The 14,063-nt window shown below is 33.5% G+C and carries 10 protein-coding genes; 9 read left to right on the top strand and 1 reads right to left on the bottom strand.

The features are described 5' to 3' along the window. Nucleotides 1-8: 8 nt before the first annotated feature. On the bottom strand, nucleotides 9-2,522 hold the full coding sequence (nirB, locus tag Q4487_RS11755) for a nitrite reductase large subunit NirB (RefSeq protein ID WP_303543154.1): 2,514 nt from the start codon (nucleotides 2,520-2,522) through the stop codon (nucleotides 9-11). A 127-nt stretch (nucleotides 2,523-2,649) separates the two neighbouring features. On the opposite strand from nirB, the gene cobA reads away from it, so the two are divergent. From cobA to Q4487_RS11710, 9 genes are all read left to right on the top strand, one after another. Continuing rightward, on the top strand, nucleotides 2,650-3,423 hold the full coding sequence (gene cobA, locus Q4487_RS11750; RefSeq protein ID WP_336622667.1) for a uroporphyrinogen-III C-methyltransferase: 774 nt from the start codon (nucleotides 2,650-2,652) through the stop codon (nucleotides 3,421-3,423). Between the two features lie 299 nt (nucleotides 3,424-3,722). Further along, nucleotides 3,723-5,120 (top strand): MFS transporter, encoded by a 1,398-nt coding sequence (locus tag Q4487_RS11745; protein WP_303543156.1) that lies wholly within the window; start codon nucleotides 3,723-3,725, stop codon nucleotides 5,118-5,120. Between the two features lie 48 nt (nucleotides 5,121-5,168). Beyond that, on the top strand, nucleotides 5,169-6,449 hold the full coding sequence (locus tag Q4487_RS11740; protein WP_303543158.1) for an alginate export family protein: 1,281 nt from the start codon (nucleotides 5,169-5,171) through the stop codon (nucleotides 6,447-6,449). A gap of 128 nt (nucleotides 6,450-6,577) precedes the next feature. Then, on the top strand, nucleotides 6,578-7,246 hold the full coding sequence (locus Q4487_RS11735; protein WP_303543161.1) for a response regulator transcription factor: 669 nt from the start codon (nucleotides 6,578-6,580) through the stop codon (nucleotides 7,244-7,246). Nucleotides 7,247-7,368: 122 nt separating this feature from the next. After that, on the top strand, nucleotides 7,369-8,118 hold the full coding sequence (locus Q4487_RS11730; protein WP_100894944.1) for an SDR family NAD(P)-dependent oxidoreductase: 750 nt from the start codon (nucleotides 7,369-7,371) through the stop codon (nucleotides 8,116-8,118). Between the two features lie 35 nt (nucleotides 8,119-8,153). Beyond that, entirely contained in the window at nucleotides 8,154-8,450 is a 297-nt protein-coding gene (locus tag Q4487_RS11725) for a carboxymuconolactone decarboxylase family protein (RefSeq protein WP_232732605.1), read from the top strand. A 2-nt stretch (nucleotides 8,451-8,452) separates the two neighbouring features. Beyond that, complete coding sequence (locus Q4487_RS11720; protein ID WP_303543165.1) at nucleotides 8,453-9,496, top strand: FAD-dependent oxidoreductase; 1,044 nt, start codon at nucleotides 8,453-8,455, stop codon at nucleotides 9,494-9,496. Continuing rightward, entirely contained in the window at nucleotides 9,493-10,368 is an 876-nt protein-coding gene (locus tag Q4487_RS11715) for an AraC family transcriptional regulator (RefSeq protein ID WP_100894947.1), read from the top strand. Before Q4487_RS11720 ends, Q4487_RS11715 begins: the two co-directional genes overlap by 4 nt. A gap of 158 nt (nucleotides 10,369-10,526) precedes the next feature. After that, entirely contained in the window at nucleotides 10,527-14,057 is a 3,531-nt protein-coding gene (locus Q4487_RS11710; RefSeq protein WP_303543167.1) for a nitrate reductase, read from the top strand. The last annotated feature ends 6 nt before the right edge of the window (nucleotides 14,058-14,063 follow it).

Genomic DNA, 14,063 nt, shown 5'->3' with positions numbered 1-14,063 from the left:
ATATTCTATTATACCCAAGGAGCCGGCATTTTTTGATCTCTTAATGATACAAATTCTATATTTTCATCTTCCTCGGTAGAGTTTACAAAGTGTGTGTATTTAGCTCTTATTTCAGGGGTTTCAATAGCTTCTTTCCATTCGCATTTATAAGTATCAACCAATCTCTGCATTTCTACGTCTAATTGGTCTACAATACCTAAACAGTCGTTTATAACAACATCCTTAACATAATTTATACCGCCTTCTAGTTTATCTAACCAAGCAGCAGTACGCATTAGTGGTTGGGCTGTTTGTATGTAATACATTAAAAATCTGTCTACATACTTTATAGCAGTTTCTTTATCTACTTTTTCGGCTAATAACAAAGCGTGTTTTGGAGTTGCACCACCATTTCCTGCTATGTATACATTCCAACCTCCTTCTACAGCAATAAAGCCAAAATCTTTACCACGAGCTTCTGCACATTCTCTAATACAGCCAGATACACCACCTTTAAATTTATGAGGAGATCTTATGCCTTTGTATCTGTTTTCTATTTCTATTGCAAAACTCACACTTTCATCCATACCATATCTGCACCACGTAGAGCCAACGCAGCTTTTTACGGTACGTAAAGATTTTCCATAAGCTTGTCCGGTTTCAAAGCCTTCGGCAATTAATTCTCCCCAAATAAGAGGAAGTTCGTGTAATTGTGCGCCAAACATATCTATACGTTGTCCGCCTGTAATTTTGGTATATAAGTCATATTTTTGAGCAATTCTGCCCATAGCAATCATTTGTTTTGGAGATATTTCTCCGCCGGCAACACGTGGCACAACAGAATAGGTTCCGTTACGCTGAATGTTTGCCAAATACCTATCATTGGTATCTTGTATTGTATCTTGTCTGTTTGCTGTTTCATTAAATATACTAGCAAATAATGATGCTGCTAACGGTTTGCAAACTTCGCAGCCATTTCCTTTACCGTGAGTGTCTAGCAGTTCATCATAATCTTTAATGTGTTTCATTTTAACAATGTCATACAGCTCTTGCCTAGAGTAATCAAAATGCTCACAAATACGTTCCTTAACTACTTTACCTAGAGATTTTAAAGTTTCATTTACTAAATCTGTCACCATAGGTTTACAGCCACCACAACCGGTAGTTGCTTTGGTTGCTTTAGCAACATCTTTTACAGTTTCATTGCCATCATCTTTTACCGAGCAACAAACCTGCCCTTTAGTTACGGCTTCGCAAGAACAAACAACAGCAGTATCTGGTAAATCCATAGCACTGCCAAAAGAAGCAGCGCCATCACCAGCAGGCAATATTAACTGTGATGGATCTGAAGGAATAGGCATACCATTTAAATATATTTGATGTAGCATACTATAATCTGTAGCATCACCAACTAAAATTCCGCCTAAAAGTTTTTTTCCGTCCAGACTTACATTTATTCTTTTATACAAATGTTGTGTTTTGTTTTCAAAAATCACAGAATGTCCTTTTGTAGCAGGCATAAAAGGCTCTCCAAAGCTAGCAACATCAACACCAATTAACTTTAGTTTGGTAGACATATCAATCTCTTCTGCCATTTTATTTTCTAAATTCCCTGTAATCTGGTCAACAGCAACAGTAGCCATTTCATAACCAGGAGCAACCAAACCATAAATCATTTGGTTGTATAAGGCAATTTCTCCAATAGCGTATATGTGTTTATCAGAGGTTTGCATTTTGTTATCTACTACTATGCCGCCACGCACACCCATTTTTAAGCCACTAGATTTTCCTAGTTCATCTCGCGGACGTATACCGGCAGAAATAATTAGCATTTCTACATCCAGTACGTCATCTTCGCCAAATTCCATTCCTGTAATAGCTTTGTCTCCTAATATTTGATTTGTTGCTTTACTAAGGTGAATATGTAAACCTATAGATTCTAATTTTAGTTGAAGAACCTGACTGCTTCTAGAGTCTAACTGTCTTGGCATTAATTTAGGAGCAAACTCTACAATGTGTGGCTCTAAACCCATATCCATAACGGCTTTACCGGCTTCAAGACCTAAAAGTCCGCCTCCAAGAACAGCAGCTTTTGCATTAGGATTTTTTGTTTTAAGTAGAGCTGCATAAGCTAGCATACCTTCTAAATCTTCAATAGTTCGGTATACAAAAACCCCTTCTTTTTCTACTCCTTTAATAGGAGGTACAAATGCAGATGATCCTGTGGCTAGTACAAGATTATTATAAGAAAAATCACGGTTTTTAGAAGTTGTAATTGTTTTTTCATCACGATTAATATCTGTAACACGTTCATTAACCATTAATTCTATTCCGTTTTCAGTATACCATTCTGCAGGAGCCATTTCTAATGCCTTTGCATCTTGGTTTTCAAAAAACTCACTTAAATGTACACGGTCATAAGCAGGTCTTGGCTCATCGCCAAAAACAATAAGCTTAAAATCTTTATTTGTTTCTTTGGCCACAAATTTTTCGCAAAACTTATAGCCTACCATTCCATTTCCTACTACAATTACGGTTTTCATACGTACGTGTTTATCAGATTACTTAGCAAACTTACGTATTATTACGTATTTATTATCTGATTTTATCGAAATAAATACGTAGTTTTGTTATTGTATTAATAATTTTTCACTTTAATAATTGTATATTATGATGTTAGCAAGTATGCCAAAAGTTAGTTTAGTTGGCGCAGGACCTGGTAGTAGTGACCTTATTACACGTAGAGGCTTTAAGGTTTTGCAGCAGGCATCTGTAGTTTTGTATGATGCATTGGTAAGTATAGAATTACTTAATGAAATAGATACAGATATACCAAAAATATACGTAGGTAAGCGTTGCGGAGAACATTCTTTATTGCAAGATGATATTAATAAGCTTATAGTAGAAAGTGCATATACATATGGGCACGTAGTACGTTTAAAAGGTGGTGATCCGTTTGTGTTTGGTAGAGCAAGTGAAGAAATAGAATACGTAGAGTCTTTTGGTATACCAGTTGTTGTTATTCCGGGAGTTAGTAGTGCTATTGCTGTTCCGGCAAGTCAAGGTATACCAGTAACTCGTAGAGGTATAAGTAGTAGTTTTTGGGTAATGACAGCTACAAAAAAGGATGGGTCGTTCTCTCAAGATCTTAAATTGGCAGCAAAATCATCAGCAACACTTGTAATATTAATGGGTGTACGTAAGTTTAGAGAAATTGCAACAGAGATTTTAAAATACAGGAGTAAAACAACACCTTTTGCTATAATACAGAACGGAACTTTAGATAAAGAAACCTGTATAACAGGTACTTTATTAAATTATAAAACAGTTAATAAAGATATTAATACTGCGCTCCCTGGTATTATAGTTATTGGTGATGTGGTAGCGGAGCATCCTTCTTTTTTTGAAGAAGAGTTACAGCGTGTACTTAACTCAGGGATGTAAAATTATATATGAGTAACTACGTAGTTATTAAATAATTTAGTCATTTTTTCACCTTTTATTAAACTAATACATTGTGGTTTAGCTTGTTGTTTGTTTTTAAATTTCTTTAAAAATGTCAAATTCTACATTTTAATATTTCTTTTTTTTCATTTTGATTTTTTATAAATACAAATTCTATCATTTTAATAAAAATACGTATTCTGTGTATTGTTTTTATTTACACCTACGTACTTATACGTATTAATACTTATTTTTGAAGTGTAAATAGTTCACTATATAACCTTCTAAAATAATATGATATGATAAACAAGACATCTAACAAGGCTACAAAATTAAATCTACGAGATTTTAAAAGTATTCAAATGAAAACTTTTTGGATTACCTCACTGGCTTTTTTTCTTTGTTTTTTTGCTTGGTTTGGTATAGTTCCTTTTATGCCAGATGTGGTTAGAGATTTAGGATTAACTCCTTCTCAAAAATGGAATTCTATTATTTTAGCGGTTTCAGGAACTGTATTTGCACGTTTAGCAATAGGTAAATTATGTGATAAATATGGTCCACGATTGTGCTATACCTACTTACTAGTATTAGGAGCAATACCAGTAATATTGCTTGGTTTTGTACAAACACCATTACAGTTTTTAATTTGTAGGTTGCTTATTGGTTTTATAGGAGCTTCATTTGTAATTACGCAGTTTCATACTTCTATTATGTTTGCGCCAAATATTGTAGGTACGGCAAATGCTACTTCTGCAGGTTGGGGGAATCTAGGAGGTGGAGCTAACCGTTTGGGAATGCCTTTAATTGCTGCAGCAGTTGTAAGTTTTGGTGTTGCAGATGAAATTGCTTGGCGTTACTCTATGGTTATTGCTGGTGTACTATGTTTTTTAATGGGATTGGTATATTATTTCTTTACAAAAGATACTCCAGAGGGTAATTTTTCAGAATTAAAAGAAAGAGGTGAAATGCCTGTTCTTAAAAAGGACGAAGCATCTTTTGCTAGTGTTTTAAAAGATTATAGGGTTTGGATTTTATTTTTTGTTTATGCTGCTTGCTTTGGAATAGAACTTACGGTGTATGGCACTATGGATGATTATTTGCAAAATAGATTTGGTTTAGAAAGGTCTTTTGCTGGTAACTTGGTTTTGTCTTTTGCTTTAATGAACATTTTTGCCCGAACATTAGGTGGTTATTTTGGTGATAAATTTGGTAACTCTAAAGGCTTACGTGGTCGTGTTATTTTCTTGGCTGTTATTTTAGCTGCAGAGGGTTTAATGTTATCTTTCTTTTCAATGACAACAAGTATAGCAGTAGGAATGTTGTTTTTAATAGCATTTAGCTTAACAGTACAAATGGCAGAAGGAGCTACATTTTCTGTTGTACCGTTTATAAATAAAAAGGCAATTGGGTCTATCTCAGGTATTGTAGGTGCAGGTGGTAATGTAGGTGCATTTTTAGCAGCAATGCTATTAAAGTCTAAGTCTGCAGTAGCAGAAAGCGCAGCAATATCATCTAACAATGGGTTAGGAGAAGAGGCTATAAAAGCGGCACAAACTGTGGCTTCTGCTTCAGCAGTTTCATCTGGTTATTTTGTTATTGGTGGTTGTATTTTGGTAGCAGCATTACTGTCCTTAGCCATCAAATTTGCATCATCAGAAGAGAAAGTGTCTGCTAGACTACAGGTAGCAGATAAATAATATTAGTTCTATTATCAGAAAAAATAAATAATATAAACTTAAGGGAAAATGAAAAAAATACATTTTTTAATAGGTCTGGTATGTCTAATTTCTAATTATACCATAGCACAGTTTAAAATAGATGGCGAGTTTAGGCCAAGAACCGAATACCGTCACGGATACGGAAGTCCAATTGCAGAAGATGCAGATGCAGGTTTTGGTATATCTACTAGAGCACGTGTAAATTTTGGGTACGCAGATGAATCTTACAAGGTATATTTAAGTTTGCAAGATGTAATGACGTGGGGAGAAAATAGGCAACTTTTACCTGCAGATACTAATAATTCTTTTGCTGTTTTTGAAGCTTGGGGAGAACTAACTTTAGGAGAAGGTTTCTCTACAAAAATAGGAAGGCAGACATTAGATTATGACGATCAAAGAATTTTGGGGTCTGTAGGTTGGGCGCAACAAGCCCGTAACCATGATGCGGCTTTGTTACAGTATAAAAAAGATAAATTTTTATTAGATGTAGGTTTAGCATTTAATCAAGATAAAGCAAATTTATCTGGTTTTTCATCTGTAGGAACGGAATATAGTACAACGGGTTTCTTTTCTTATAAAACAATGCAGTACTTATATTTAAAACAAAATTGGGACACTTTTTCAGGTAGTTTGTTGGTGCTAAATAATGGTTTTCAGGAATATGAAGATGATGGTGTTACGGCAGATGGTACTAGTAGTTTGTTAACTCTTGGCACACACTTAGAGTATAAAAAAGGAAAACTGGGTGTTAGCAGTAATTTATTTTTACAAACAGGAAAAAGACAAGGAGAAGTAGATGTAAAAGGTGCTTATTTGGCAAGTTTAGATTTTAGTTTAAAAACATCAGATAAAATTACTTTAGGGGCAGGTATAGAGCTTATTAGTGGTAATGATGCAGATGCAGGTGAAACAGGAGCATTTTTTCCGTTGTACGGAACCAATCATAAATTTAATGGCTTTATGGATTATTTTTATGTAGGCAACCACGCTAATTCTGTTGGACTTTTAGATGTACATTTAAGCGCAAATTTTAAATTAAATGAAACGTCTAATCTTATGGTTAAGGCATTAAACTTTAGTGGTGAGCAAGAATTGCCAAGCGGAGAAAAATCTTTAGGGACAGAAATAGATCTAGTTTTTTCTAAAAAGTTTAAGGGCTACGGCTTGGCAATAGGATATTCACAAATGTTTGCAAATGATGGTATGTATGAGCTAAAAGAAACTACTAAAGATGCTTCTGCCGGAGGTCAAAATTGGGCTTGGGCAATGCTAACCATCAAACCAAAATTTTTAAATACAACAAAATAACAATCAATTTTATAGCCATTCCCCAGTCGCTACAGTATTATGTAGCGACTTTTTTTATAGTATTGCCTAAGTATATTACGTATGTAACTACGTATTTTTAAATTATATTTGTGTAAATATTTAGATGAATGAGTAGTACTATAAGTATTGTATTGGCAGATGATCATTCTTTAGTAAGAGACGGAATACGTTCTTTACTAGAAGAAGAAAAAGATTTAGTTGTAGTAGCAGAGGTAGCTAATGGGGAAGAAGCTATAGCTATTGTAGAAGAAAAAAAGCCAGATCTTTTAATTATAGATATTAGAATGCCAATTATGAATGGTATAGATGCAGTAGATGTTTTAAATAAAAAAGGAACAACTACCAAAACCATTATTTTATCTATGCATGACTCAGAGGAATATATTCTTAAATCTGTAAATGCAGGTGCAAACGGTTATTTGCTAAAAGATACAGGTAAAGTAGAGTTTATAAAAGCAATACACACTGTGCAACAAGGAGGAAAATATTTTAGTGGAGACATATCTAATGTTTTGGTAAATAATTTGCTTCACGGTAATAAATCTATTTCTGAAGCATCAAAGACAACAAAAACCAATAATCCTTTTGATCTTACCAGTAAAGAACTTCAGGTATTAGAGCTTGTACTAACAGGTTTAACAAATAAACAGATTTCAGAAAAACTAGAAAATAGTAAACGTACTGTAGAAACGCATAGGTTTAATTTAATGCGTAAAATGGAAGTTAAAAACCTTATAGACTTGTCTAAAAAAGCACAACAATATAATCTTGTTTAAGGGTATAAATAATACGCTTTTATATTAGTTTCCTAAAATTACCATTCTCTTTCTATAAGCTACCATATTAGATATTAAAAGCTACATAATTTTGTACGTATATTAATTTAATACAAAACAAAATGAAAAAAAGAGCCTTAATTATTGGAGGTAGTAGCGGAATTGGAAGAGCAACTGCAGAAAAATTATTACAAGAAGGGGTAGAAGTACACGTAGTAGGTACAAACCAAAATAAATTAGATGCATTTAAAAAAGAGGCACCTGAAGATTTATTTTGTCACAAAGTAGATATTACAAATTCATCAGAAATAGATAGTTTAAACACAACAATTGGTGGTTGGGATAATCTAGATTATTTGGTAAATGCATCAGGTATATTTGGGCCAAAAGCTTTTTTAGATCATACTTTAGAAGATTACAACTCTTACCAAGATTTAAACCGTGGTTTCTTTTTTATTACACAGAATGTAGCTAAAAAAATGGCATCTACAGGTGGCGGTTCTATTGTAAACGTAGGTTCTATGTGGGCAAAACAAGCGGTAAAGGCAACACCTTCTTCTGCATATTCTATGCAAAAAGCAGGTTTACATTCTTTAACTCAGCATTTGGCTATGGAGCTTGCAGATAAAAAAATTAGAGTAAATGCAGTTTCTCCAGCAGTAGTGCAAACACCAGTTTATGATAGTGTTTTTGGAGATAATGATAAGGCAACCGAAGCCTTAAAAGGTTTTAATGGTTTTCATCCAATAGGGAGAATAGGACAACCAAGTGATATAGCAAAAACCATACACTTTCTGTTGTCTGATAGTGCTTCATGGGTAACAGGTGCTATTTGGGATACAGATGGTGGTGTAATGTCTGGAAGAAATTAATTTTTTAATCTAAATATAATAGTCTTATGTATGATATGAGCAACCTTAAGAAATTAGGGAAATTAGGTAAAAATGCATCTCCGGCAATGCAAGCTTTTCAGGTTTTTGATGAAGCAGCTTTAGCAGATGGTGTAATACCAAAAAAGTATAAAGAATTGATAGCAGTTGCAGTAGCATTAACTACACAGTGCCCTTATTGTTTAGAAATACATAAAAAACAAGCGGAAAATGCAGGGGCAACACAAGAAGAGTTAGCAGAAGTTACATTTGTTGCAGCAGCATTACGTGCAGGAGCCGCAGTTGTTCATGGCACACACTTAATGAATAAATAAAAATGATTAATACTACTAAATATATTATAATTGGTGCCGGACTTTCTGGGCTAACATCTGCATATGAATTGCATAAGTCTGGAGAAAAAGATTTTTTAGTTTTAGATTCCAGAGCCAAAATTGGAGGCAGAATAGTTACTAAAAATCATATAGATTTAGGAGCTACTTGGTTCCAAAGTCACCATACAAATGTAAATGCTATATTGAGGGAATTAAACATTAATAAATTCCCTCAATATACTAGTGGTAATAGTGTTTTGGTTTACAGTTCTATGGCTCCGGCTCATTATTTTAAAAGTGATCCTGATGCACCTTCTGCATCTAGAATTTCTGGTGGGTCTAGTGCTTTAATAACCAAATTAGCACAAGGTTTTACAGGTAAAATAATAACAGATGCTACAGTTTTACAAATTGAAGAAGAAGGTAATTACATAAAAGTTAGTACTAAAGACAAAACTTATATAGCAGAAAAAGTGGTGCTAACTGTTCCGCCACGTATAATTTCTAGAATTAATTTTTTTCCAGAACTACCGACTAACTTAATTGGTACAATGAAAAATACACATACTTGGATGAGTAATGCTATAAAAGTTGGACTAAAATTTAAAGAACCTTTTTGGAAGCAAAAAGACTTATCAGGTACTGTTATAGGTCAAGTTGGTTCGGTTACAGAGTTGTATGATCATTGTAATTCTGATAATAATGATTATAGTTTAATGGGTTTTGTAAATGAAGCATTACGAGATTTAACAGCAAAAGAACGTAAAAACAAAATTCTGTCTTATCTTTCTAAATATTTGGGAGAAGAAATAATGGATTATACGTTTTATTATGAAAAAGACTGGTCTAAAGACGTAAACACATCTTGCAAAACAATTAAGTCTATTTATATGAGTCCAACCTACGGAGATTCTCTTTTTGCCGATACATACTTTAATGGTAAGTTAATTTTTTCGGGAACAGAAACATCTCCTGTTTATGGAGGCTATATGGATGGAGCTATTTACAGTGGAAAATTAGCAGCTAAAAAATTATTAGATAGTTGAAAAATTTTAATAAAATAGAACAATATCATTTACATAAGGCGTACCCAAACAAGCTACAGTTTCAGGTGTACGACTTAAAAGAATACCGTAAAAAAAATCCTGAAAAAGCAGCAATACCGCATTCACATAGTTATTATCAAATAATTTGGTTTTTTAATGAAGGTGGTACACATACTATAGACTTTAAAACGTATGATATAAAAGAAAATAGTGTGCTTTTTACCAATAAAGATCAAATACATTCTTTTGATGATAATTTGGAGGTAGAAGGTTGGTTAATTCATTTTAACGAAAGTTTTTTTATGCATTCTGATGTAGATATATTTTTAAAGTATACTATTTTTAATGTAGAACAAAACTCTTGCTACCACATAGATAAAGAAACAGCAGAAATAGCAGAGCACCATATTAAATTAATACAAAAAGAACTGCCTAAAGAGTTAAAGTTTGGTCACGAGGATACTGTGCGTTTTTTATTAAAATCATTATTAATAAACTTAGAAAGGGTACATCATTTAAATGATGATAAAAAGTTAAGAATTAACAATACATACGAGCGGCAGCTGTTCAATTTTAAAGATCTTATAGAGGTTAACTACAACAAAGGATTATCTATTACTGCGTATGCAGACATTTTAAATATTTCTTCAAGAACATTAACAAGTATAACCAAAACGTTGTTAGGTAAATCACCTTCTCAATTGCTAAAAGAGCGCATTATTTTAGAAGCAAAACGTTTGCTAAAATTTACATCACTGCAGAGTAATGAAATTGCTTTTCGTCTGGGTTTTGAAGACGACTCTTATTTTGTAAAATACTTTAAAAAAAGCGTTGGTATTTTACCAAGTGCATACCGTAGTGGTATTAAGTAAATTAAAATTTATATTAAGCTGTTGTTTTTAAGTAGTTTATTTATAAATATAACAAAATGTTCCCCTTATTATTATGAAATCATCACTACGTATTTATACGTAATTATCTATCTTTCCATAGTAAAAAAATAGTGTTATTATACCTATTATTTAGAGCTATGCAAAAGAATACATCACATAAAACAATTTGTTCCTATTGCGGGGTAGGTTGCGGAATAGTAGTAAGTAAAGATGCTAAAGGAGTTTTAACTGTAGAAGGAGATAAGGAGTACCCAGTTAATAAAGGTATGCTTTGTTCTAAAGGGAAAAATTTAAACTACGTAGCTCAAGATACTACAGATCGTATTTTGTATCCAGAAATGCGTTGGAGTAGAAACCACCCATTACAAAGAGTATCTTGGAATGATGCGTTTAAAAGGGCAGCAGCAGTTTTTAAAAGTATTATAGATAAGCACGGACCCAATAGTGTTGGTTTTTATGTGTCTGGACAATGCTTAACAGAAGAATATTACTTGGCTAATAAATTAATAAAAGGCTTTATTGGTAGTAATAACATAGATACCAACTCGCGCTTATGTATGAGTTCTGCTGTAGTAGGTTACAAAAAAACTGTGGGAGAGGACTCTGTGCCAATTGCCTATGCAGATATAGAGTTGGCAGATTGTTTTTTAATAGCAGGTGCTAACCCAGCGTGGTGTCATCCAATACTATTTAGGCGTCTAGAAAAGCATAAAGAGGAAAACCCTAATGTAAAAATAATAGTAGTAGACCCAAGAAAAACTCAGACTTGTGCTTCTGCAGATTTGCATTTGCAAATTTTACCAGGTACAGATGTAATTCTTTTTAATGCTATTGCACGTGTGCTTATAGAAAAAAAGAAAATAGATAAAAGTTTTATAAAAAAACACACCGTTAATTTTGAAGAATGCAAAGCAAGTGCTTTTCAACTAACGCTAAATGCTGCTGCCAAAAAATGCGGAATAAAAGCAGAGGATATAAAAAAAGCAGCGCTTTATATTGGTAATGCAAAAGGCTTTATTAGTATGTGGACAATGGGGCTTAACCAAAGTATAATTGGTGTTTCTAAAAATGTAGCACTGCTAAATATATCACTACTTACAGGGCAAATAGGCAAACCTGGTGCTGGTCCGTTTTCTTTAACAGGCCAACCAAACGCAATGGGAGGTCGTGAGGTTGGCGGTATGGCAAATTTGTTGGCTGTACATAAAGATCTAAATAATCCTGAACACAGAAAAGAGGTGTCAGATTTTTGGGGAGGAACAGAAATACAAGCCAAACCGGGTTATACAGCAACTGAAATGTTTAACGCTTTAGATGAAGGAAAATTAAAGGCTATTTGGGTTATTTGCACCAATCCTGCGGTGAGTATGCCAAATGTAAATAAAGTAGAACGTGCCTTAAAAAAAGCAAGTTTTGTTGTAGTACAAGATATATCGCACAATTCAGAAACCACAAAGTTTGCAGATTTACTTTTGCCTGCCGCTGGTTGGTTAGAGAAAGAAGGTACAATGACAAATTCTGAAAGACGAATTAGTTACCTGCCTAAAGTTATAGATGCACCAGGAGAGGCTTTGCCAGATGCAGAAATATTATGGCGTTTTGCACAAGAAATGGGGTATTCTGGTTTCAATTATAACAGTGCAAGTGAGGTTTATGATGAGTATTGTTTGTTAACAAAAGGCACAAGTATAGATGTCTCTGGCTTGTCCTACAACAGACTAAAAAACGAAGGAAGTTTTCAATGGCCAGTACCACATAACAATCACCCTGGAACCCAACGTTTATTTAACGACTTTATTTTTAATACTCCAGATACCAAAGCACATTTTAATGCTCCTTCAGAAACATATAATCAATCAGAAGAAACAAATGTAGACTATCCTTTAATTTTAAATACAGGTAGAGTAAGAGACCAATGGCACACTAGAACCAAAACAGGTAAAGTAAAAAGATTACTAACTCATATACCTACGCCTTATTTAGAAATGAATAAAGTAGATGCTTTTTTAAGAAAATTAAAAGAAGGGGATATTGCAGTTGTTAAAAGTAGAAGAGGAGAAGTACAGGTTAAGGTAACTATAAATTTTGATATTAGAGAGCAGGTGGTTTTTTTACCAATGCATTGGGGTAAAATATTAAATAACGATTTTGGTAGGGCTAATAACTTAACTAATGATATTGTAGATCCTGTGTCTAAAGAACCAGATTTTAAATATTGTGCCGTTGAGGTTAAAAAGTATGTAAAGCCTAAGCAAAAGGTAATTGTGGTAGGTGCAGGTGCAGCTGCTTACAGGTTTATACAAACCTACAGAGAAAAAAATACAGTAGATGAGTTGCACGTTTTTTCTAAAGAAAAAGATCCGTTTTATAACAGGGTTTTGTTGCCAGAATATGTTAGTAATGAGCTGTCTTGGCAAGCATTAGAAAAACTTAAAAAAGGCGAATTAAAAAAATTAAATGTGCAACTGTATTCTGGTGTTGGAGTAATTAATGTAAATGATGAAGCTAAAGAAATTGTAGATGCAAATGGCGTTACACATAGTTATAATTTGTTAATTATGGCAACTGGTAGCAGGGCTTTTGTGCCTAGTGACGTGCCTATAAACTTACCAGGCAGATTTACAATGAGGGAACGTGGAGATGCAGATAAATTGAAAAAGTATTTACAAGAAACAGGATTGCCTAATAACGAACAACATGTGGTTATAGTAGGCGGCGGACTTTTAGGCTTAGAGTTAGCGGCTGCATTAAAAAAGATAAACGTAAATATTAGTATTATACAAAGAGCACCAAGATTAATGGAGCGCCAATTAGATAATGTGGCAAGCAGGTTGTTGGCACAAGATGTTTTAGAAAGAGATATAAACTTATATTTTGATAATGAAGTAAGTACTGTTTTTGATGAAAAGACAAGTAGTCATAGTATTTTGGTGAACCTAAAAACAGGAAAAACTATAAAATGTAATGCTATAGTTTACGCCATTGGTACCAGACCAAACATAGAGTTAGCAAAACAAACAAAGTTAAAAACTAGGCGTGGTGTTGTGGTAAATTCTTATATGCAAACAAGCAACTCTTCTATTTTTGCTTTGGGTGAAATAGCAGAGTTTAACAATTCACTTTTTGGTATTACATCGGCAGCAGAACAGCAAGCAGATATAGCAGCTAATTATATTTTAGGAGACTTTAGTAGTATTTATAATGGGTCTGTTTTAATGAATATTTTAAAGTTTGAAAATCTAGATCTGTGCAGTATAGGTATGGTAAACTCTCCTGCAAATGACTCTAGTTATGAAGAAATTATTTTAATGGATGTAAGCAAGCGTTTTTATAAAAAATGTATTGTAAAAGATGATACATTAAAAGGGGCTATTTTAATGGGTGATAAAAATGAATTTGCAGAATTTAAACGTTTAATTGAAGAGGAAATAGAGCTGTCTGAAAAACGAAATGAGCTGTTAAGAGGCGCGTCTAGTTCGGTACCTTTAAAAGGGAAATTAGTGTGCTCATGTAGTCAAGTTGGAGAAGGAAATATTATAGAAACAGTACAAGGTGGCTGTACAGATTTTACAAAATTATGCTCACAAACAGGAGCAGGTTTAGGCTGTGGTAGTTGCAAGCCAGAAATTAAAGAAATACTAAATAGTCAGCTTCAATTAGCAAATTAATAGTTT

This window comes from Cellulophaga sp. 3_MG-2023, from assembly GCF_030546975.1.
In the GTDB taxonomy this organism is placed as follows: domain Bacteria; phylum Bacteroidota; class Bacteroidia; order Flavobacteriales; family Flavobacteriaceae; genus Cellulophaga.
Note: the sequence above shows the minus strand (reverse complement) of the source record. Positions and strands in the feature narration are given on the sequence as shown.